We start from the raw sequence: 22455 nt of genomic DNA, 5'->3' as shown, positions 1-22455 counted from the left end.
TCCTTCTACACGTATATACGCATACGAGAAAGTATTATGTATTTCACTATTTGAAGAGTTGCTAGTAGATTGGGCAAAGCTACTACTTAGGCAACAGATCGTAAGGAAAATAATTAGCGATAATTTATGCATAATCGGTTTTATTTCAGTAATAAGACTGTTGAATTTACAAAAGAGGATTTAAATAGACAAAAGATATAACCCAGTAATGATAATTTTCATACCTATTTTGTACCTTGATAGCACATGAATTTGCAACTCCACATGAAGCCATTAGAAGAAATTGATGTTTTTATTTTTGATACATTAACAGGTATTTTGTTTGATAAAGTGCCCGAGTACAAGGAAATTGTTGAAATGGGAAAAGATAGTTTTTTCTCAGATCGGTCAACATACTTATTTATGAATGAAATCTTGGAGTTCCGCTGTCCGACAGAAGTCCTTGAAGTGGTCAGCACACATATTGAAACCTATAAAATCGATAGTAAATATTCATAAGGTATGGAAGTTACAATTAACAGGTTTTGGAGCATTGATGACGATGAGGGTCTATCAAGAGCTTCTATTCTGCTCAAAAGGCCCCGAGTTGATGCCCAGATATCCCATTACGTTTTTGATTACATATGGACGAATATATTGAGTCCCAAAAAGTTAATGCAGAAAGGGGATTATTCGTTTACATTATATTTTGAAGTGATGAATGAGACCCATAAGTTTTTTTATGACTCTATCTACAATACGGATACGGTAAAATTTCATCCGACCTACAGGAACAGAAAATACAATGGGGTGACGACCACGGAAGTTTCTATTTCCTGTAAATGCATTCTTTTCGATGAGCAGATTACTCCCGAAGTATATGCGGGGTTCGTGTATGATATGTTTGGCTCTTATTTTGTTGAAGCCTTTAAAAAAGTCAGCAAGGAAGAGCTTGACACAGGCAAACAAAAAATGGATTTTTCCGAAATCAATAAATTTCCGTTTCCGGCATCTTTTGACAGCCAGAAATATAGTGGAGACAGCGGGGGCGTAGAAAAGAGAGTTGTCAATTTTGTCGTTGATGAATCATCTGATGCTTTTATGTTCAGGGAGACATATATTGCGCATTATGGATTTTAGCAATGAAACAACTAGGATGGATTGGGATGAACAGAGCAAAACAAACAAAATCAACAGCCTTGGTCAATGACCGCCTTTTGTCCGCTGAGCTTACCGTTAGATTCAGTGGTAAGATGCATAGGGAAATAACTATATCTCACTTCCAAGAAAATAGTAGATACAATGAGTTTAAGTGAAATTAGTCTAGGAGCGAAATTTTTACCAGGTAAAAATTTTAGAGAATTTAATAGAGAATGTTGGAGTATTGCCGAAATGTATTGGTCATTTCTTCGTGAATACAATACTGATGATGTCAGAAAATGTGTGGTTTCGGTTGGAGAGGATCCTTCAAAAGTAGATCAAATAACATCATATCAGGGATTCCGAGAAGTTTATAAGCAAATAAATTTTGACCAGTATTTTGGAATGAATACATATGAAAAGAAAAGTTTACAGCTTAATTTGCTTCATTCCGGAATGACAACTATTGGTGAGTTGGAAAAATGGGATATTAAACCGTTATTAAAAGCATATAAATATTGTATTGATAACGATTTAGACTATAAATTCTTCATAAGGAATAAATACAAATTCTCACCAAATCGTCAATGGAAATTAGGACTTTGGTGCGAATGGGAGATTAACTGTTTTAAATTATTTTGGGTTTTATTTGACAAGACTGGTACGGAAATCAATCGAGATTTGATCACAGAAGGTGAACCTAGCGGAGGTGAAGTAGTTTATTATTTAGATTTTAAATGGGATGACAACAATTTTATTACTATTCGGAATAAGTCACGACAAAATATAGAAATGTGGAAAATTAAAATTTTTTAATAAAGCAATTCCAGTGTTCCCATAGCTGCCAATGTTGTCATCGTAGCGATTATGAAGTATAAAATATAGAGCCACAAACCCTTAAAAAGATAACCAAGATATGAAGATACAATTCACAATGATTGTCCTGCTGACAACATTAACATTGACCAGCTGCGGACAAAATAACGATCATAAATCTGTACATAGCTTGACAGACACCACTTTTATAAAGTCATTAAAAGAAAGGCAATTAGGAAAAGGTAAGTATTCTATTTCTTTACCCACAGATTTTGCTTTAGGTGAAACCAATGGAGAAGATTTTTCCGTTTACTATTTTAATCCTGCTGACACCACAAATCATACTGGATTTTCGGGCGGCTTGTATTTCGGTAATCATCCTAGCCAATTTCCAGCTAAAAGCAAAAGTTGCAAAACCGAGCATCTGAAAAATGAAATATTTGATCAAGATGTAAGCTGGACCATTTATAACTGCAATGGAGACTATTCAATTCAAAGTATTTTGTATAGTAAAAGCGGCGAGGGGTGGAATGAATTGGTTCACATGTTTGGCAATGGAAAATCAACTAAAGATCTCGACAGACTGCTGTTTATTTTTAGGACAATGAAAAAAAAGGAATAATATGCATTACCTTCCGGAATTATCTATGCACAATCTGAAGTGCAACATATCTTGAGCGAATTGCTCAAGCAACATGCACAGGCGATCGAGTTGATGCTATTATAGGGCTTAGTGTAGATATCGACCAAATCTCAAGAAAGGGGAGTCAGATGTTTCTGCCTAGTATTATGATTATGAACTTGTGAGGCAATTGAAAAATAATGACGTATTATTTAGAGAATCTATGAAGTTTAGTATAGCTATGAATAAGTTGACAGTTTTAGAATCAGAATTGCTTTCTGTTTTCGCACAGAAATATCAGGCTTTAACTAGCCATATAGAAAAATTATATGTTGTAGAAAGGGAATGTACCGGTCTAGGGCAGTATGTGTTTTTCAAGTATTATGACGAAGAAGATATCCTCCCAATTTCAGAGGATATCTTGTCGGTCGACAAAATGATAGTAACCAAAGGAATTGATCCAGGTATTGGATTTGTTGGAAATATAGCAGATTTTAAACTGCATAGTCTAGAACTGTTCGTTTATGGTTCGGATGAATGGGGCTGTACTTTTCAAAATTTTACTTTAAAGGATTTAAAACAGTTATGATGAAAAATCGTAACATTGATCAGCCGAGCCAGCTTTCATACATTGAGGTGCTCCATTAGATCTGAAAGGAACTAAGCCAATTTTATCCAACAATTTACTTTCGCAAGTCAAGATCATTATCATTATGAAAATGGAACTAGGGATATTGATCTTCGAATACTATTTCCAGTAACCGTTAAGGTATTTGTCAATCTGATTTCTGTTGCTTAAATCGATTAATTGCAAGCTATTCCAGTCAGCTAAAACCATTTCGTATTCTTCTCCTAAGCTATATAGTGCGTCTTTAATCAATTTGAATTGTTCTCGTGAAATTTCCGTTCGAGAAGCTGTCGCGTTGATCGAAAGCCAAATATGTTTTACAAATTCTTCTTCTGTATCAAAAAATATAGTGAAGTTTGAGAAACCAAAAGCTTTAGTCGATGTTGTTTCGCAGTTGGCTATTTTATAGCCGACATAGTTAATGCTTTTTGCTTTTTCAAATTTATAATTTGTTAATAGTTGACTTAACGGCTCTGTTAGGATTTCTTTCGAAAAAGTCGTTATAGACATCTGGCCGACTTCGAATATTTCAGTAAAACCCAGCCCTTCTCTTGATTGTTCCGCGAGAATTTTTACTTCTGTAATCCTATTCTCTATAGACTCCCTATTTTCGGCGGGGACAATTTCAATTTGACAATAATCGTCGTCCCAAGACAGGGGCAAGTATGCATTCCTCTTAGTTTTTGATGCAATCTTTCGTTTAAATATTCTGAAAAAGTCTAATATCTTCATCCTGTCTTGATCGCTGTATAAAATGCCAATTAAAAAATCTATTTTATCAAATTAAACCCTGCTTTTCTGCATATTCTTTGAGGCTCGCTATTTGATATGGATTATAATTTTCTTTTGATATTTTCCTGTATTCGGCTCTGGCTTTATCCAGCAGCTTTAGCTCTGCGAAAAATGTCATTTTAGCGGCGGTGTGAAGTAAGGTTTCAGAAGTTTCCAGTTCGTTGATAAGCTTTTGTTCAGTGTTTAATTTTTCCAAGAATGGTAAAATAAAGCCTGAAATATTATATTTCATTTCAGCGACTAGTCCTTCAACATCTGTCGTTGTTGTTACAGTATACCACGTATCGTCTAGCCCTCTCATCCAGCCAATTCTTTTTCTTATTAAACACTCAGGTTCAGTGGGATATGCTGGTACATCTTTGTTATGATAGTTAAAGCACGCTAACCAATACTCGGGTGAAAATATTCCAACGTTTATAGTGAAACGGATATCGTCTTTAGTGCTATAATAACTTTTTTGAATATTTATGATGTGACCGATTTTCTCAAGCGGCAAATAAAAATTGTTAGCCTTTTTTTTAAAACCCAGTGGTTTTAAGATTTCAATAAAGCTTTCCTTTATGATTCTGTCAAATTTTTCTTGAGTTTCTGTTTTCATAAATGACTGTGGTACTATATTGTACTAAGCCTGTTTCAGACTATAATTGTTATTTTACTCCAAGGTGTATGCCCAAGAATGTTCTGTCTTGTCATTGCAGAGAAAACCCTCAAACAAATCATTAGCGATAAGCTTATCCATTTTTTTATGATCTGTTGCGATGAGAAAGAAGAAACTATCCCATTCAATGGTAAACAGAATTTCTTTATCAGCCGAGTATAAGTAATAATCCTTACCGCCGATCTGATCACAGAATTCATATTCGGTTAGTCGATCAAGATCTACAGTTGCGGTCTGTTCATAAAACTCGTCGGTTATCATGATCTCGTTCCTTCCCAGGAGTTTGAACGCTTTATAGATAGCCATCATTGAAAGCATACCAAAGGCACCTTCGGTCGGATGGTAGATACTTTCGCTCTCCGTATAATTGTTAAGCTTTTCCATGAGGTCCGGTCTCGTAAAATTTCGGTTTAACGCACCTATTGAAGTTCGTAGGGCTGTATTGAGATCCGCATAACCTGCAAGATCAGAACCTTTCACGATATTGTGCCAACGTATTGATTTGCCTTTCCGAAAAATCTCTTCATCGGCAGGGTATCGATCATTGTCGTAACTATAGATATCCCTATTCGCTTCGGGAAGTTTTTTTAATAAATCAATTTCCTTCAGCGCTTCTTCATGCGATAGTAACCTGGCTTTTTTTAGATTAGCTTTATCAGTTTCCTTTCTGTCAAGTTGAAAGAAGGGGAGCAATGCAATGAAAACGCTGTCATAATGATCTTCGAAATGCTTTTTTATTGTCCCTTCATAAGGGTATAACTTTTCCTCTTCAAATATGTTGCTCATAAAATATTGGTTAAATATGTATAGCCTTTATTTCAAATCCAATATATGGAATTTTATGGAGAGCTGAAAATTCGTTAATTGCCAACCACCATATCCAGCTGGGGTTTTGTAAAGGGTTGCTATACTGCTATAAAGCCTTCCCATTTTTATTAATAGTTATCTTAAATCTCTAATAATATTCTTCAATTTTTCAGGATTATTCTCGAAAGCTTTTATTTGGACTATATTGTCAGCAGTAAATGAAAGGAGCGAACCGTTTGGATCGCTGATCCTGTTTTCTTCCTTTACCTTTAGATTTCTATAGATGTACACCGGGGTTTTCAGTATTCCCCAGGGAATTCCCCACCAACCAAGAAGTGAGCAAGACACAATGGCTTTTCGAATTTGCTTATCCAAACAATCTGGGCAAGCAATGATCCATCTCGTTTCGGTAATAGTCGTAACTAGGATGCTTTTGATACTATGGTAGATTGTTCCATTTAACTTGTCCCGAGTATTGTTGCAGATAGGGCAGGGACAATTCCGCAGCAGTTCCGCATAATGATAAATATCTTCAATAGAATGCTGTTCATTTTGAGCTATTAAGCAATTTATAAGACCAGGGTCGAGGTTACGCTTCTTAACTTTATTTTCTATGATGCTAACTACTTCCGGCAGAATTCCCTGCGCATTTGTGGTAATAACCTCAATGAGCCTGCTATCCAACATTCTTTCATAGTTTTTTTCTATTTCGCTTAGATCCATGATAATATAATGAATGCTCTAAAATCAATTGCTATAATATTTAGGTATTAAATGGCTTTCTAATAATTGAATTTACAAAACAGTATTTATATTGGCAAAAATATAAAATCAGTCTTCACAAATTCCTTAATTGGGATTATTGATTAAATTAGTTGTGGTTTCACGTAAGTATCCATCTTTGCCAATTTATACCTTAGCCCTAAACCGCATGTGGGACAGCCGCAATATATTATTTCAGTCTTTCAAATATTTTGGCATCGGCCAATTATATTCCAATCCTTCCAATGATATTGTTTTAAGTGTTTTCTGGTCTACATTAAATTTTCTTTGAATCTCGGCTTTGAACTTTTTTGCGAGTTGATGTTGATAAATATCATTCTTCTCTGCGTTACTAAAGCTCGTCAATGGATACTTTCTTTCTGCCTCTTGCATCGACTTGTCCTCTGCCTGGATAATCTCCTTAAATATCTCTTTTCGAATTGCAAGTGTAAGTGATTTGCGATAAGATGGTGCATTTTGCTGCGAAGGAATTTTAAAATGCTGTGCAGCTACGGTAGGTTCACCATCGTTTTTAGCCTTTGAAAGCCTTGCAACCCATTGTCCCATACCACTTTTACTATGCTCTTCCGTTTGAAATAGAAATAGACTGACTGCATTCGGGCTTGCATCACTATTCTTTATGGAATCATAAAGATGGAGTAGGAGCTGTTTATTGTTTTCATCATTTAATCCATCGTCCCCATTTAATATGATGTCGGCTCTATATAAGGTTTTTGTTGGTGTCGTAGAAATGGTTGGCGATGATACCGTGTATCCGCTTAGTTTAGTTGGCGCCACAATACTTGTTTCAACATTGGTTGTGTCTGTCAACTCAGTAGACTCAGTTGTTTCTGAATTTAGACAGCTAGCAAACAGTATTGTTGCACTCAGTGATATGAATAAAAATCTTTTCATTATAGTATTTTATTAAGTATATACCGTGGTTAAATTTTATGATTTGCTATGGCTCCCCATACTCTCAGCTATTTAAAGTTTAAATGGATTGTTTTAATAGGGACGTTTTCCACCCAACCATCTCATAAGTCCGTTTCCGCCCAAAAGAAGGAATACAATTAGACCACCTATAATGAGAAACAATAACATACATCCGAAGGTATTGCCTTCCAGTTTGCTTCTTTCGTCGTCAGTCATATTTGCCACTCGCCGGTAATGATCTTCCCTTAATTTGCGACGACCATATTTCGTATTCGGATTGTAAGGTTTCCTTTGCGCCATGTTGTTGCGGATGGTTAAGATTAAATAGAATCTACTAGCAAATCTCAGCCTTTCTTTTACTTTCTCCTTACGGCTTCCCGTATAATTTCATCCTATACCAACTTTACCTTTGTTCAGGGTTATTGTAACAACATTGACAATGGATATATTTTTAGGGTGGATTATTTTTTCGTTAGTAGTAGGTGCTATCGGTATCAATAGAAATATAGGTTTTGCGGGCGCATTCTTCCTGTCGTTATTTCTATCGCCAGTTATTGGACTCATATTCACACTGATGTCTAAATCAGACGATCAGATCAAATTTGAAACAGAACTGTTATCCAATGCTAAGAAGCAAACGGAAGGAATTTTAAAAGCAGGTGACAAGTCGTTTACTGATGAATTATTTAAACTTAAGAGTTTGCTCGACTCTGACCTGATTACCAGGGAGGAATTTGAAATGGAGAAGGTAAATTTAAGAAGTAACCTGCCAAAAAAGAAAACCGTGTTATCACTTTATTGTTCGTCCACCTCTGGCATTTCCGGAAGGTTGATGATCAGGGTAGGAGACAAGGGAAACTTTATAGATTTGCCACAGGGGAGGGATAACGCATTGGATTTTGATGTACATGCAGGCGAAGTTAAAGTCGTGATCAGTCCCACTGGATTTTTTGCCAGCGAAAAGAAGGTCTATTTAAAAACAGTGATGGACGAAACTACTCGGTATGATATATCTGAGATTTATATGCGGTCATGAGATTATTTAATTAACACATTTTATAACTTAAATTGAACATTATGGCACTAAAACCAGGCTCAAAAAGAATTGCCGAATCAACTGGAAAACCAGATAGACGTCAACGGGATAATAAGGAAACTCCAGGAAATACTCCGTCCTTACCTCCGCCAAAAAGACAACAAGGTAAAAAGTAACGACTTTTCATTATACACAATGCAAAGTTTTTGCATTGTGTATTCCATTTAATTAGCCGGAGATGTACCCTCAATTTTAAAAGCTTTTCTACGTTACGGAATACCGTAAACGAAACTATTCTATTCCTTCATCAGGCTGTACTTCTTCTTCAATATCCATTTCCTGTTCTTCATTAAAGTCTTCAGATATCGAGCTATCCGTGAACTGGCAATTTTTACCTAAAATTGTCACATTATACTCATAGCCTTTATCACTTATAAACGAACAAGAGCCACTAGAAATGTCTTCGGAAATAAAATGAGACTCGTCCAGCCAACCACCATTTGGCCAATGTATAGTAACTAAGTTGTCACTTTCCACCTCAATATTTAAGGTATATGTACTACTAGTTCCGGTATTTGGATTATAGTATTCAACGGATGCACAGTACATTCCATCTTTGTATTCATATCCGTCATCGTCTTCCTCATCCTCAGGGATGTTCTGTTGATCAGATTTTTGATAAAAAGAATTTGCTTTATCTTCGTTATAATTGACGTAGTTCCTTTTATTTACGTCCGATTTACAGGATATAAATAAATATATGCACATGATGAGAATAGCCCTAATAGTCATAAATCCTAATTGCTTAATCAATTACACATGCTTCTGTCGACATAAGTCTTGTTGCCATTGGAGTTGATGTAATAACAACCCCCACGAGGGCCGCGAATATAATTTCTAGAAGAAGAGCTGCTTTTAGAAGTATTCGTTCTGCGGGACGAAGGGGAGAAGCTCGTATTTTTAAATTGATTAATATTTGATGATGTAGATCGGTCTTTTACATATTCCCATGTCCCGTCGTTTTTAAGTAACACCGTTTTTCCATCCGTCGTTGTCGCATATTTGTTTTGTGCAATTATAGGAAACGAGATTGTATACAGTAAGATAATAATCAGTACTTTTTTCATCATAGCTTTAAGGTATTATATCTACAAATTTTAAAACCGAGCTCCTTTTAATAAATGGCTATAGTAAATTAAATCATTACCATATTTCAATGGCGCATTATTGGGTTTCAGTCCGTAAATATACTTCTTGAATAAGTTAACACTGTCAATTTACATTTTTTTTATCCATAAGCTAAAAATTAAGCTATCTAAAAAATGGGGTCTTAATGGTGGGTTGGAAGTAATTTAATAGTTCTAAGACAACTGGTTTTACCGCAATAATCATCACAATAAAAATGATGGCAAAAAATAACCTGAATAAGATCGGTGTCAGACCCTCTTTAAATTGGCTCTTCACAATTACAAATACTGCACGAGAACAGAGGAAGGCGATTATGATACTTCCTAAAGTAACCCCTTCATAAACGAATAGTAGCTTGATAATATCTTTATTATATAAACTCACCTTTTGCATATCCATGGCACTGAGCATGGTAGAGACAGCTGGAAATACATCGAAAAATACTATGCCACATCCGATTAGCATACCGACCTCAACAATTCCATTGTAATAATCGACTTCATCCCTCGGTGTTTTTACTTTTAAAATCCTAGCTAGCCTGATCAGCACAAATAAACTGATCATTATCGTAAGCAATGCAAAAACCGTATAAATTAAAAAGAAGTTAGGGTTCATAATTATTTAGATTTTAAGGATATATACCAATTGTTCATGTTCGCGATTTCGTTTGGGATGTAAGCCGGTCTGGATGCGGGAACTGTCGTCTCGACTAGCGCATATTTTGTATTCCCGTATATAAAATAGTTGCTTCCATAATATGGCAAATTAATACCGATCAGTGAATGCCCGTAAAGATCACTTGATAGCATCACTAAGTCGTAGCCGTATTTTGACAAAATGGTATAGATTAGCAATGTTCTGGTATCGCAATCGGCATTCGAGGTTGCAATGGTTTCCAATGGCGTCAATAGGCCAAAAGGCTCATTGGGTATACATGAACCATTTTTTTTTGCCAGATAATTTTTTACAAAATAGTCTGAATAGATCGTCGGATCACATTCCTGTGGTAAGATCAGGGAATAGTTGTAGTCCTGCACAAATGCCATTACCATTGAAGCAAACTGCAACCTGGTCAAATTTCTAGCCGTCGCCAAGCTATCAAACATCTTATAGACACCATCTAGTTTATTTTGATCAAACTCCTTTATCTTATGGACAATAAAGTTATAGTTAGCCCTTTGATTACTCCCAAATAGAGAATTCTTGTTATTCATTGATTTTTGATAGTCACTTTTAAAGATATAGTAGCCCCCAGAATACTCCGCACCCGAGTAATCTTTCCATTCTTTAGAAAACCTTAAGATGGTATCTCTGTTATTGTTATTTATTGATTCTTCCATTACAGGCTTTGGCGCAGGTTTTATAGTAGGTGAGGCAACAATATATTTGGGAATCTCGATTAACGGAGCCAGATTTTTCTGAAAGCTATTGAAAACTGTCCAGCCAATAAATCCGACAATTGATGCTAAATACAGAAACCCAATGATATTGAAAAACCACTCCCAAATCTTACCAGGCACCAGTGTAAATAATATTAAAACCGTAATTATTGGGATCAGAAACTTTAAACCCGGAATGATAATCAATAGAAAGAGAAGCGCCAACAGCACAAATATCCAACTGATGCCAGTATCTGCGTATTTATTTTCGGCATGGCTGTTTCTGGTATACGAAATTTTTTTCTCCCAATTTCCATTTGAAAGTTGTCTGGAACCTAACCCAGCACGGAAAATGTTGGAATTACCAGTATTGCCATCATCTTCAAAGATATAAATACCGCTTGACTTCGGACCTGGCGGATTCCCTTGCGGAATGGTGTTTGGAAAAGAAGGTTGATAAACTTGTTCAACTAATGGCTTATATTCTCTCTGCAACCGCTTCTCTTCAATTACATCCGAAAAATATCCCTTTACAACACATTTGACCGTACCAAATACCTCCTTGTTTTCCTTCTGATGAAGATGCCGGAGATATTGAACATTATACATTGTCAATCCATTGATATCGATCATGTATTCAAGTTGATCGTTTGGAAGGAGCAGTGTAAATTTTGCTGGTAGCTGTGATTTATCAAAAAATACCGGTTGTTCAAAATCCGCAAAACCACCTTCTTCATGTCTGTGGATTCCCTCACAATATGTTTTTTCTCCATTTATGCAACTGCATTTATCCGAATTGATGGGACGTATCGTAGCTTCATAGATTGTGATGTGATAAATAGGTTGGTCATTGCTGTTTGGTAGATATTCGCCATAATATTTACCTATCATTTCTCCCTGTACATGCGTTTTTCGTTCCCAGAAGAAGGGGACGCTCACTTCACGATACCAGTTTGATTTGCTCTCATCATATAGCGGATAATTATTGGAAGTTAAATTATACTTTAATTCATTACTTTTGACCACAGGAACGGCGATGTCCTCTGACCTCGTTAGGAAATCTATTTTGGAGGCTCTCTTTTTTCGGAAGAAAAACCACCATAATGCGCACAATATTACTCCAATGATCAGTAGATTCATCCGCTAATTGTATAATTTGTTTATGAGATCTTCTTTATTGGGAAGCTTTACATCCGATTTCCGTTGTGTTCTAAAGGGGGCATCATTCCAATACTCAAACTTTTCTATTTCCTCGCGATGTGTTCTCTGTAAAAGATCGTTTTCAATATAATGATACAGTGGTGTATTGATACGCTTCACTGGCGCTAGCTTTTGTAACAGATATTCATTACTATTATCTAACTGAGCCTTCAATTTAGTGTTTATGAGATCCGCATACGTCTTACGGTGAATCTCATAAAGCCTCGATATGATTGTCTTTTCTGATCCAGCTCTGAATTTATAATAATTAAACTTGCTTCGGATAAAGAATTTGGCAAAAACCGGAATACAGAATACGCTGATCGTCAGTATCGCTACAATCAGGGCAAAGGGATTTTCTGCCATTAATAGTTTGATTTTTAAAGTATAGAGTGTGTTTTTATCAAGTAACTGTTTTAACTGATCGTGGCTTTCTATTTTTTCCTCTATCAAAGGGATGGCATTTTGCAGATAAAATCCAAAGATATTCCTGTCCAATGATTTATTTCTATTCAATCCTTCGAGTTTATCTAGAAAGTGATGATCACTTTGTGCCATTTGCTCAACAAATCCATTTATTTGTGAAGTCAATGCAGCGGTCTCTTGATAATTAAACCTCTTTTTTAAGAAGTTTCTGTTTATTCGGTTTAGTTTATACTTAAATTGATTTAACTGCTTAATCGCACTTTCGTCTTCTTTTACCTTTTGGTTGATGGTGTTTATTATTGATTTGATCTCCGATAGATCATATCTTCCATGCTCAATGTAAGCTAATTTTTCATTGATATCCTTAAAGAGCACTATTTCATTTTTTGTATAATGGTCATCATTAGTTAGATAACTATCCACCAAGGACTCCGATTTATAACGTTCGATTTGTACGATTTCTTTATTACCGAGGCCCAATGGATTCATATCTACCAATAACCACACATTGAGTGGTTGAGCAATGATCAACCCAATGAAGGCGATAAACGCCAGACGAAACAGAAATGAAAATGAAAATATAGATGTGCTTTCTTGCGTATTTTTAATGTCCTTAATATGTATGTCGTTTTTCTTCTTCTTGTCCACCGTGTCCAAGATAGTAGGAGTAATGGTATACAGTAAAAATAAATAGATATTAGCAATCAGCAATCCAATAAATAGCCCGATTGGCAAACTCAGCAGCCGAGAATAGCCGTCAAAGATATTGTAGATAAAAAACATGGTACTTATGGCCGCACATATAAAAAATATAAGGACAGCTAGCCCGATCGTCAAAAAGTAATACTTGATCTTGTACTCTTTATTTTCTTCCTTGAGTTGTATATACCGCTCAATGACATATACATCCTCTGAGGAGAAGAAAAACAGAAAGTGCTCGAATTTTGACAATGAATACTTCATCTTACGACTACGATTTAGGCCATTGTTGTCTTATCTTTATCCTGATCTGCTTCATCAATTGGTAGTTCAGGCACATCCGACTCTATTTTCTTTTTTGCGGATTCGATATACGCTTCGGGATTATTCATAATAGCGGATTCCTCATTTTGCTTATGGCGAGCATAAGCAAAAGCCAATAATTCGCGCTGTGTCCTAGCATCCAATTGCTGTGTTAGATCTTGAAGTTCCTTGGCAAGTTCTTCCCTAAATTCCTCGCCACTTTTTAGGCTTGTATTTTTTCGGATATACAGGTCAGGATTATGATCTATAATATCTTTCTCATTTTGTTTATACTTTTCGATGGCATAATCGGATAATTCTTTCTGAATATCTGATTCTTTTATTTTTTCATAGAGTTTTATGTCGGCTTCATGGTTTATGACAAGATGTCGTTCCAGGCCTTTTTTATCTTTATAGTAGTCATATTTTATTTCAATACCATTATTTGCCATCATCATATCCTCGATATTCTCTTTGAGATAATCATAGGGAGTCTTTGTTAGCATTAGTTTAAAGAATATTGGCGTCAACTCGATTGCCATAAATAGGAGCGTGATAAATAATGTAATGGAGAACCCAGCTACCTCATGTGCTATCTTGATTCTTTCGAGCAAACCATCCAAACCATCCGCTGCTTTCTTATTGTTCAATCTTTCCTTTTCCTTCTCCTTTCTAAGCGCATCTTTCCGTTCATTCAGATTCTTGAGTTCAGCTTGATTCAGCTCATCAAATTTTGCCAGCCTTTCATCCGCCTTGTCTCTTTCCCGTCTCAATGCCAGCGCCACGGGGCCTTCACCTTTCCCGCGTCCACCTTGTCCTTGCGCCATTTCATCCTGATATTTTTTGTCATAGTCCTCAAGGCTTTTTAAAAGCTTTGTCCTTTCTTGACTTACTTTTCCAAAGTCCTTTTCCAGATTGTTTTCGCGTTCAGCATAGGTTTTATCCACTTCGGCGGCATACTCAGTTTGTTTTTGGATCTGAATTTTTCTGAGCTCCGTATCGATCTCCGTTTTGAACATACGGATTTCAACAGGTTTTGAAATGCTAACAGCGATAATCATCCCCATGATAATACGAGGAAGAGCACCTTTTAATTCATCCCAGGTAATTTTTTCGGTACCATCACCTTTCCCTGTGGCTGCCACGATAAAACGATCCAAATTAAAGATCATAAGCCCCCATACGATACCAAAAACAAGAGCCATCAATACCGTTGGGAGATGTATTGGATTTTCGAGTACATTACCCCGTGGTTCAAATATTGTGTAAAATGCATATCCTCCTGATAGCCCAGCCATCAGACCTGTAGCGAATACAATACCGCCAAGACATGCATACTTAACCTGATCGCTATAGGTAGATCGTTCCAAAATATACTCGTCTCCGCCAGCGGAGGCCCATAAAAATTTAATGATTTTTCCAGGTTTATTGGTGTTGTAAAATTGGCTTTCCATATAATAAGGATTATCTAAATTTTAGTTTAGCTGATTTAATGATTATGGCGGTGCTGTTTAATCTGTAACGCAACGTATTCTTGCTCTGCGCAAGACTCAAATCTGTTATCTCCAGTTTTTTTAGGTTTATTTCGGTTCTGAATCGTTCAAAGTCCATTTGGAATATATCATCAATCGTAATCATCTCTACAACCTTGCTTCGCCGTCCGATGAATGAAAATTCCAAGTGTATATCATTCTCTATTTTTTCCAGATTTAGAATAATTACATTGCTTCGATCGAAATACTTTTTACCCAGGATTTCTGTGTAGAGAAGACCTTCACATTGATATTTGATTATCAATAGCCCTTTAGTATTAGCAGTATAATAGGCAAAAGTGTTTATTTTCAGATCCCTTCCTGACAAGCTGTATTTTAGGTTTCGGAATAATATTTTTACTATTGCACGAAATCTAAACCATAAATTAGGTATATATTCTAAACTTTTCATAACAACTTTAAATGGCCTTGTTGGGTTAATATGCTAGGGCATTCAGCTAATTCTAATTTAAAAAATATTCATGCATAAACAAACCTGTTAACTAAATTTTTATTTCAAAATTTAACAATGGTAAAAGTATGGAAAGAAAATAGACTCAAATTACGGGAAACCATAAATGTGGATATACATAAGTGATAATTTTGGAGCAAAACATTATTATGAAAAGATTAATTACGCTCCTTGTTATCTATCTCTGTTCCTTATCTCTGTATGCTCAGATTGAGGATGTGTATATAGTCAGTGCGGTCAAGCTGAACTTGAGAGAGTTTCCAAATGCCGAATCTAAATCTTACGGTTTGTTGAGTAAAGGGCAAGAGGTGCTCGTCATTGATGTAGCGGATCACTGGTTTAAAGTTTCTGTTGGTCGGTATGAAGGTTGGTTAAAAAGATCCTATTTAACTGCGAAACCAGAGAACCAATATAATAGGATATATTTAAATACAGGTGATTTGCCCGAGTGTGATAATATGGCTTGGCGGTATGACTATGGTGCCCAAGGATCTCTCGAAATAATAGTTGGGGCAGGAGCAGATTTTGCTGTAAAAGTTATGGAACGGAACACAGGGTTATGTATAAGAGCATTTTATATAAAGTCTGGTGAATCTATTAAAGTAAAAGATATACCCCAAAACACCTATTACCTAAAGGTTGCCAGCGGGCGGGATTTTAGACAAGGTATTAAAGACGGACAATGTACCATGGTTTTTAATCAAAGTGCTCATTACGAAGTTGGGGAAGAAATATTGGATTTTAGAATGGGACCCAAACGTATTGAAACGGTAGATGGAAAGAAATACGAAGTACAGACTGTCCCATCGTATAGCCTAAGACTGGCAGTTCGAAGTCATGATCACTCGCTCAAAGATAATTTTGATACGAAGACAATTTCAAAAGAAGAATTCAACAGGTAGTTAACTCTTTTATAGTATATCTACGGTTTCCCGTAACCAATCCTCCATTTAAACTAATACCTTAGCGTTACAAGTTTGTAATAATCTAGATAGTTAATATTCACAAACATATTAATTCAGAATAAATAATGTATATTAGGCTTGGGTATTAACCTTGCCCGATTGAAAAGAATAATGCCATGATAGTAACCACGACCAATTCCATCGAAGGGAGGCAGATCTTACGAAATAATAATCCGATAGCTGCCAATGTTGTCATCGGCACCACTGTCTTTAGCGATATCGGAGCGAGCTATATAGATTTATTTGGAGATATTTTAACTAGTCATATCTTTTCTTAGCACACTAAAACCAGTCTTTTTTGAATAAATAATATCTGATTTAACTGATATTGAAACCGCTAATAAATTATAATAATAAATATGGGAAAAACAGTAAAGACCACGGAAGACTTTACCTATATCGAGGATATGCCTCGACCAAGGTTGAAAAAATTAGTAGTTAAAAATTTTAGATGTATTGGAAGTAAAGGAGTTGAGATTGACCTTGATGATATCGTTGTATTAGTAGGAGCAAACAATGCAGGGAAAAGTTCAATTTTAAAAGCCTATGAAGTGGTTATGTCAGACGGCTCGAAGAAAGGGGAGCTTACATTGGAAGACTTTCCAAATAATATCATTAATCCAGAAAGCCTTCCTGAAATAGAACTTCATACTGTAGTATATGATGAACGTGTCGGACAAAAATGGCTTTCCGCTACAGACGGCGGGTATTTGGTAAGGGAGAAATGGACATGGCCGAACGTGGGAAAGGCGGTTCGTCGTGGATGGAATGTTGAGATAGATGATTGGGATGAATCTAGTTTTCCTTTTGGCCCACCTAATATTGCTAACAAAAGAAGGCCTGAACCTCATAAGGTTGATGCTTTTTCTGACCCAGAAGAACAGGCTAAAGAAATTAAGAAGCTACTAATGGCAGCGATTACGGAAAGAGTCAAGAGTTTACAATCGTCTGAAGAAAGAAACGAGTATCATGAACTTCTCGAGCAAGCTCTAACTTTGCAGACAAAAATTATTGAGGAGACACAAGATCAGATTGATGTTGCCAATAGCTCATTGACCGGATTAATAAATCAAGTTTTTCCGAATTATATAGTTAATTTTGAAGCGCAACCTGATAACAGTTTAGATTTAGGAATTTTCAAATGGCATTCCCAGTTGAAGATGGGACCAGAAGGTGGATTTCAAAGTACTATTGACAAGCAAGGAAGTGGAGCCAGAAGAACTTTGTTATGGACGGCGTTGAAATATATTGCTGAAACAAATAGAAAAGCTAAAGAGGAGAATACCCTCCAAAGGCCATATTTGCTATTGATTGATGAACCAGAAATATGTTTACATCCAAGTGCAATACGTGAGGCATGTAAAGTTCTTTATGATTTGCCATTGTCAGGAAATTGGCAAGTTATGGTAACGACTCATAGTCCTGTTTTTATTGATTTCTCTCGTGACAATACTACGATAGTGAAAGTGGAACGAAGCTTAGATGGAGACATTCAAGGTACCACAGTATTTAGACCAGATAGAGTTAATTTTGATGGCGATGATCGACAAAATCTTAAACTTCTCAATATATGTGACCCTTATGTTGCTGAGTTTTTCTTTGGTGGTAGAGTGATAATCGTAGAAGGTGATACTGAATATACCGCCTTCAATTACGTTCGTCGAGAAAAACCTGAAAAATATAATAACGTCCATATTATAAGGGCACGAGGAAAGGCTACTATTGTGTCCCTTGTTAAAATTCTTAATCATTTTGGAACAGCCTATTCTGTATTACATGATAGTGATACACCGCGCACCAAAGATGGAAATCGAGCGAATCCTGCTTGGACAAATAATCAACGAATTTTAGATAGTTTAAACGCACGGCCTGTAGGACTAGCGGTTCGCTTATTGGCCTCTATACCAAATTTTGAAGGCGCCTATTTTAGAGAAGAGATAGTAGCTGATAAGCCGTACAATGCTTTAGCTACGCTCACCACTGACAATGAAAAATTCGGCGTGGTTGAGCAGCTTCTGGACTCTTTGATCGATCATGCTTTACCTCACCCACCTAATTGTTTAGAATGGAATGATATTGAACAATTGTCGGCAGGTCTTTCTAATTTTATGGCTAAAGGATAGTAAATTCGGAACTATATTATGAAAGGAAAAAAATATACGCTTGATCAAATTCGATTGTTAGAGACACAATTAAGTGTTAAAAGGATTCTTAAGAAAGATGATTTAATTTACGTTTCAGATGATTCTTTTTCTATAGTACAAGCAATCTTAATGAAAAATGATATTAAATACACTGTTCTCCGAGATATTGAATTGCAAATTAATACGCTTATTATTGTTTAGGATTTACTATGGCAAGAACAGCTCCCAGAACATCAACTATAAGACAACTATTTGCATTATCGGGAAATGAATGTGCTTTGCCTGGTTGTAGACATGCTTTGATTAATAATGAGGGCCGTATTGAAGATGTTCAAGGGATTGATTATAATTATAAGGATTTAATCGTTAAAGAACTTGTAGGTACTGAGTATATTGTTGATGTTAAAGCTGATCTTTATTTATGCATTTGAGTTTTTATTGACAAACATGAATATTATAGTTCAAGAAACAAAGATTATCATATTTTGGATTCCGGTTGGAATGATCATGTTCTAAGAGCATGGCAGATAGTTAAGGTGCCGATGATATTAACAGTTGTGATAATTAATATTTTTGAATGCCAAGCGATGGAAACAAACTATCTTGATGTATGAAATTTTATTGTTTGAATATTCCATGGAATCTGTAATTAGGAATTTAATATAATTTTAATAAAAGAACTATTTCGGGGTAATTCTTTTATTTTGGTGTCAGGGATTGCAAAGGAGATTCCTTAGATAATGTCGTTTCCATTTTTAATTGATTTATTATTAAAATAAACTACTTTTGTTTTTACCATATTACTAGCGAAATGATAATTGGATTATTTTTAAGAAATTTTAAAACATATTCAGGAATAAATTATATCCCATTAACCTACGGCCCTAATTTTTGTGGTCTAGTGGGAAATAACGGTATAGGTAAAAGTTCAGTACTTGAAGCTCTTGACTGCTTTTTTAATAGAAAATCATGGAATTTTAACGTGGTGACTAAAAAAAGTGGATTGGCCACAACCAGACCTCACATAGTCCCTGTTTTTGCTATTTCAATTAAAGAAATTAGTAAAGAAAATCTTGATCTTGCTAAAGAGCTGAGTGATTATGTATGGGAACTCGAAGAAGCTGATATAATTGGACAGAATAGGCCGCATTTTAAGATGTTTCAGGATCAATTACAGTTAATAAAACGAGACAAATCCAAAGAAGATACGCTACTTCTTCCATTAGGGCTAACATACGATGATATGCCTAGTTTAAGTATTTTTAATAATAGAAAACTTGGAACTTATCTTATGGGAGATTCGTTTGACAAAACAGCTCAATTAATTTCTGATGTTGATATTCAACTATATGAAGGATTAATTGCTGAACTCATAACTTCCGTAGAATATATTTATATTCCCAAAGACATAGACCCCGATAATTTTACGCAGTTAGAGACAAAAGAAATCCAGTCTCTTATGGGCGAAACTTTAATAGATATTGTCCAACAATGTGTGCCACAAAAAAAAATACAGGAAATTAATACTAATTTGAATACTTTCATTGACGGTCTCTCAACTATCCTAAAAGAATATTCTTTTAGAACAGTGAGTGAAAGACAAGTAAATGTTAGAAAGTCTGATGTATACAAATTGATAATTGAAGCATACTTTAAAATTCGAAAATTACACAGACGAGAGGGTGATCATTGGTTAGAAATGGCTTCTTTAAGCTCTGGAGAGAAACAAAAGGCGATTATAGAGCTAGCATATCAATTTTTAAAAAACCATCGCGCGAACGCTAGCAGGGTTATCCTCGGAATAGACGAACCCGAAGCTTCGTTACACATGTCTGCATGTTACGAGCAATTTTCTAAATTATTTGAGATAAGTAAATTATGTAACCAACTGTTTTTTACTACTCATTGGTATGGATTTTTACCTACAATCGGAAATGGTAGTGTAAGTATTATCACAAAAACCAAAGATGAGCACCAATTTGATTTAATTAATGTAAATAGTTACAGAGAAGCTATTAAGCAATCAGCAAAAGAGTCTAAAGGGCTTTTGCCTTTTGATATAAGATTAAAAAGTATAAATGATTTTATACAATCTATTATAACAAGTATAATAACAGAGGAACCTTACAATTGGTTAATATGTGAAGGTTCCTCTGAAAAAATATATTTTGAGAAATATTTAGAAGATATTGTCAGAGATAAAAAACTTCGCATAATTCCTGTCGGCGGAGCTTCGGAAATAAAAAGGATTTATAATAATTTGCAAGTTGCATATGAAGATTTTAAGACGGAAGTTAAGGGAAAAGTCGTTTTGCTTTCTGACACAGATGAGGAATTGGTTCAGTTCCCAGTTCGAAAAGATCTTAGAAACCTGAAGTGCTGGCGAATGGTTAATATTACAGGCGAAAGGAAAACCAAGTTAGTAGCTATTGATTCAAATCCTGTTTCACCAAAAACAGAAATCGAAGATGCACTAAATGGAAAATTGTTTTTTAATGTACTTAAAACGTTTGAAAGCTCGTATCCAATAATATCTGAGGCAATTTCTGGATTAAATAATCCTTCGGAGGATGCCTCTTACTTCTCATTAGATCTTTCACCGAGTAAAGCTAAATTGCTAGAAACATTTTTTGACATGGATAATAACAAATTTGCCTTTGCAACTGTATATTCGAGTATGATATCCGATGAGTATAAAACTCCAGATTGGATTGAAGAAATAAGGAATATTTATTAATCTAAGAAAATTGTAGAAAAGACATCAGTGATTGACCTCCCCCCGCAAAACAGGACATTTTAAAAATAGAGAATTCGGGTGTGAATTGATAATTTTAAATAGGAGGAAAAAAGATGAAAAGATCAAAGTTTACCGAAGCTCAGATCGCCTTCGCATTGCGTCAGTCCGAGACCGGTACCCGTGTAGAAGAGATATGCCGGCAAATGTAGTCTCTCAGACAACATTTGCAATTGGAAGAAAAAATACGGCGGTGTGGGCGTTCCAGAGTTGCGCAACTGCGGCAGCTGGAAGAGGGGAATGTCCAGCTAAAAAATCTTGTCGCTGATTTAAGTTTGGACAAGCAGATGTTACAGGATGTGATAAAAAAAAGTTGTGAAGTCTGCCTACAAAAAGGGAATGGCCTGTTGGATGGTCAGTAACCATCGGGTATCTGCCCAGCGGGCCTGTCGATGTACTATTATATCCATTATCGACATCGACCGGATAGTTTGCTGAAAATGCGGATGAATGAAATAGCCCACACACGTATTCGTTATAGCTTTGAACGTATATTTGTTCTGCTTCGACAGGAAGGTTTTACCGATAACCATAAACGTGTTTACTGTATTTATAAGGCTTGTGGACTAAACCTGCGCACCAAGAGGCCAAAACGAAGTCGTAGTGCTGCCCATCGGTTGGACCGATTGCAGACTACAGGTATAACCAGGTTTGGAGCATGGATTTTTTACAGGATACACTGTTTAACAGCAAGCGTTTTCATATCTTAGTTATAGTGGATAGCTGTAGTAAAACCTGTCACGGTCTATTAGTGGGGAAGTCTTGAAAAGGTGTTGATGTAGTGGATGAACCGAACAAAGCCTGTTTGGTGGAAGACTGTTGTCCGGAAAGAATCCAGTGTGACAATGGCAGTGAGTTTATATCAAAAGATGTAGCTCGGTGAGCTTACGAAAATCAGGTAACACTGGATTTCTCCAGACCTGACAACCCGTATGTGGAGTCTTTCAATGGTAAATTCAGAGACGAATGTCTGTCAGCAAACTGGTTACTTTCACTTGAAGATGCCAGGCACAAGATTGAAAATTTCAGGTGGGAATACAATCATTACAGACCGCACAGCACTCTGAATGATTTAACACCCAAAGAATTAGTTAACTTACAGCTCACCAGGCCCGAAACTCCACTTTTGACGGTCTGAACAACGGGGAGGACGTCAAACTTATATTTATTATATTTT

The 22455-nt window shown here is 35.9% G+C and carries 26 protein-coding genes and 1 pseudogene; 14 read left to right on the top strand and 13 right to left on the bottom strand.

Translation table 11 applies throughout. The features are described 5' to 3' along the window. Nucleotides 1-264: 264 nt before the first annotated feature. From ABDW32_RS22920 to ABDW32_RS22900, 5 genes are all read left to right on the top strand, one after another. A complete protein-coding gene (locus ABDW32_RS22920) occupies nt 265-498 on the top strand; it encodes a hypothetical protein (RefSeq protein ID WP_343566138.1) in 234 nt (77 codons plus the stop codon). Nucleotides 499-501: 3 nt separating this feature from the next. After that, nucleotides 502-1119, top strand: a complete 618-nt coding sequence (locus ABDW32_RS22915; protein ID WP_343566137.1) for a hypothetical protein — start codon at nt 502-504, stop codon at nt 1117-1119. 162 nt (nt 1120-1281) lie between these two features. Next, nucleotides 1282-1935: a hypothetical protein gene (locus ABDW32_RS22910; RefSeq protein WP_343566136.1), complete on the top strand. Its 654-nt coding sequence runs from the start codon at nt 1282-1284 to the stop codon at nt 1933-1935. Between the two features lie 118 nt (nt 1936-2053). Further along, complete coding sequence (locus ABDW32_RS22905) at nt 2054-2557, top strand: hypothetical protein (RefSeq protein WP_343566135.1); 504 nt, start codon at nt 2054-2056, stop codon at nt 2555-2557. Between the two features lie 241 nt (nt 2558-2798). Then, the gene (locus ABDW32_RS22900) at nt 2799-3146 is read left to right on the top strand and encodes a hypothetical protein (RefSeq protein WP_343566134.1); all 348 of its coding nucleotides are present in this window, start codon (nt 2799-2801) and stop codon (nt 3144-3146) included. Between the two features lie 159 nt (nt 3147-3305). Here the strand turns inward: ABDW32_RS22900 and ABDW32_RS22895 are convergent, their stop codons facing one another. The 6 genes from ABDW32_RS22895 to ABDW32_RS22870 form a co-directional block, all read right to left on the bottom strand. Beyond that, complete coding sequence (locus ABDW32_RS22895) at nt 3306-3917, bottom strand: hypothetical protein (RefSeq protein WP_343566133.1); 612 nt, start codon at nt 3915-3917, stop codon at nt 3306-3308. Nucleotides 3918-3963: 46 nt separating this feature from the next. Beyond that, nucleotides 3964-4575: a DUF4304 domain-containing protein gene (locus tag ABDW32_RS22890; RefSeq protein WP_343566132.1), complete on the bottom strand. Its 612-nt coding sequence runs from the start codon at nt 4573-4575 to the stop codon at nt 3964-3966. Nucleotides 4576-4629: 54 nt separating this feature from the next. After that, entirely contained in the window at nt 4630-5421 is a 792-nt protein-coding gene (locus ABDW32_RS22885) for a DUF2711 family protein (protein WP_343566131.1), read from the bottom strand. A gap of 156 nt (nt 5422-5577) precedes the next feature. After that, nucleotides 5578-6165, bottom strand: coding sequence for a hypothetical protein (locus ABDW32_RS22880; protein WP_343566130.1), 588 nt, complete (start codon nt 6163-6165; stop codon nt 5578-5580). A gap of 234 nt (nt 6166-6399) precedes the next feature. Next, a complete protein-coding gene (locus ABDW32_RS22875; protein WP_343566129.1) occupies nt 6400-7119 on the bottom strand; it encodes a hypothetical protein in 720 nt (239 codons plus the stop codon). Between the two features lie 93 nt (nt 7120-7212). Continuing rightward, the gene (locus ABDW32_RS22870; RefSeq protein ID WP_343566128.1) at nt 7213-7440 is read right to left on the bottom strand and encodes a hypothetical protein; all 228 of its coding nucleotides are present in this window, start codon (nt 7438-7440) and stop codon (nt 7213-7215) included. Nucleotides 7441-7579: 139 nt separating this feature from the next. Here ABDW32_RS22870 and ABDW32_RS22865 point away from each other — a divergent pair, with 139 nt between their 5' ends. Beyond that, on the top strand, nt 7580-8176 hold the full coding sequence (locus tag ABDW32_RS22865; protein ID WP_343566127.1) for an SHOCT domain-containing protein: 597 nt from the start codon (nt 7580-7582) through the stop codon (nt 8174-8176). 41 nt (nt 8177-8217) lie between these two features. After that, nucleotides 8218-8352, top strand: coding sequence for a hypothetical protein (locus ABDW32_RS22860; protein ID WP_343566126.1), 135 nt, complete (start codon nt 8218-8220; stop codon nt 8350-8352). Nucleotides 8353-8467: 115 nt separating this feature from the next. On the opposite strand, the gene ABDW32_RS22855 is transcribed toward ABDW32_RS22860, so the two are convergent. The 7 genes from ABDW32_RS22855 to ABDW32_RS22825 form a co-directional block, all read right to left on the bottom strand. Next, nucleotides 8468-8944, bottom strand: a complete 477-nt coding sequence (locus tag ABDW32_RS22855) for a hypothetical protein (RefSeq protein ID WP_343566125.1) — start codon at nt 8942-8944, stop codon at nt 8468-8470. A 41-nt stretch (nt 8945-8985) separates the two neighbouring features. Further along, a complete protein-coding gene (locus ABDW32_RS22850) occupies nt 8986-9306 on the bottom strand; it encodes a hypothetical protein (protein WP_343566124.1) in 321 nt (106 codons plus the stop codon). A gap of 181 nt (nt 9307-9487) precedes the next feature. Next, nucleotides 9488-9979, bottom strand: a complete 492-nt coding sequence (locus tag ABDW32_RS22845) for a hypothetical protein (protein ID WP_343566123.1) — start codon at nt 9977-9979, stop codon at nt 9488-9490. 2 nt (nt 9980-9981) lie between these two features. Continuing rightward, nucleotides 9982-11883 (bottom strand): hypothetical protein, encoded by a 1902-nt coding sequence (locus ABDW32_RS22840; RefSeq protein WP_343566122.1) that lies wholly within the window; start codon nt 11881-11883, stop codon nt 9982-9984. 3 nt (nt 11884-11886) lie between these two features. Continuing rightward, nucleotides 11887-13332, bottom strand: a complete 1446-nt coding sequence (locus ABDW32_RS22835; protein ID WP_343566121.1) for a DUF4407 domain-containing protein — start codon at nt 13330-13332, stop codon at nt 11887-11889. 14 nt (nt 13333-13346) lie between these two features. After that, entirely contained in the window at nt 13347-14825 is a 1479-nt protein-coding gene (locus ABDW32_RS22830) for a DUF4407 domain-containing protein (RefSeq protein ID WP_343566120.1), read from the bottom strand. Nucleotides 14826-14835: 10 nt separating this feature from the next. Then, nucleotides 14836-15315 carry a hypothetical protein gene (locus ABDW32_RS22825; protein ID WP_343566119.1) on the bottom strand — a complete coding sequence of 160 codons (480 nt, stop codon included), beginning with the start codon at nt 15313-15315 and terminating at the stop codon, nt 14836-14838. A 209-nt stretch (nt 15316-15524) separates the two neighbouring features. Here ABDW32_RS22825 and ABDW32_RS22820 point away from each other — a divergent pair, with 209 nt between their 5' ends. The 7 genes and pseudogenes from ABDW32_RS22820 (at nt 15525) to ABDW32_RS22790 (ending at nt 22416) form a co-directional block, all read left to right on the top strand. Further along, on the top strand, nt 15525-16277 hold the full coding sequence (locus tag ABDW32_RS22820) for an SH3 domain-containing protein (RefSeq protein WP_343566118.1): 753 nt from the start codon (nt 15525-15527) through the stop codon (nt 16275-16277). A gap of 179 nt (nt 16278-16456) precedes the next feature. Beyond that, on the top strand, nt 16457-16618 hold the full coding sequence (locus ABDW32_RS22815) for a heavy metal-binding domain-containing protein (RefSeq protein WP_343566117.1): 162 nt from the start codon (nt 16457-16459) through the stop codon (nt 16616-16618). An 81-nt stretch (nt 16619-16699) separates the two neighbouring features. Beyond that, a complete protein-coding gene (locus ABDW32_RS22810; RefSeq protein ID WP_343566116.1) occupies nt 16700-18463 on the top strand; it encodes an AAA family ATPase in 1764 nt (587 codons plus the stop codon). Nucleotides 18464-18481: 18 nt separating this feature from the next. Then, the gene (locus ABDW32_RS22805; protein ID WP_343566115.1) at nt 18482-18685 is read left to right on the top strand and encodes a hypothetical protein; all 204 of its coding nucleotides are present in this window, start codon (nt 18482-18484) and stop codon (nt 18683-18685) included. Between the two features lie 8 nt (nt 18686-18693). Then, on the top strand, nt 18694-18915 hold the full coding sequence (locus tag ABDW32_RS22800; protein ID WP_343566114.1) for a hypothetical protein: 222 nt from the start codon (nt 18694-18696) through the stop codon (nt 18913-18915). A 380-nt stretch (nt 18916-19295) separates the two neighbouring features. Continuing rightward, a complete protein-coding gene (locus ABDW32_RS22795; RefSeq protein ID WP_343566113.1) occupies nt 19296-21221 on the top strand; it encodes an AAA family ATPase in 1926 nt (641 codons plus the stop codon). A gap of 113 nt (nt 21222-21334) precedes the next feature. Further along, nucleotides 21335-22416: pseudogene (locus ABDW32_RS22790) on the top strand (IS3 family transposase). Nucleotides 22417-22455: the final 39 nt, after the last annotated feature.

It is taken from the genome of Sphingobacterium sp. (genome assembly GCF_039596235.1).
In the GTDB taxonomy this organism is placed as follows: domain Bacteria; phylum Bacteroidota; class Bacteroidia; order Sphingobacteriales; family Sphingobacteriaceae; genus Sphingobacterium.
The sequence above is the reverse complement of the archived record's forward strand: the minus strand, read 5'-3'. Positions and strand labels throughout refer to the sequence as shown.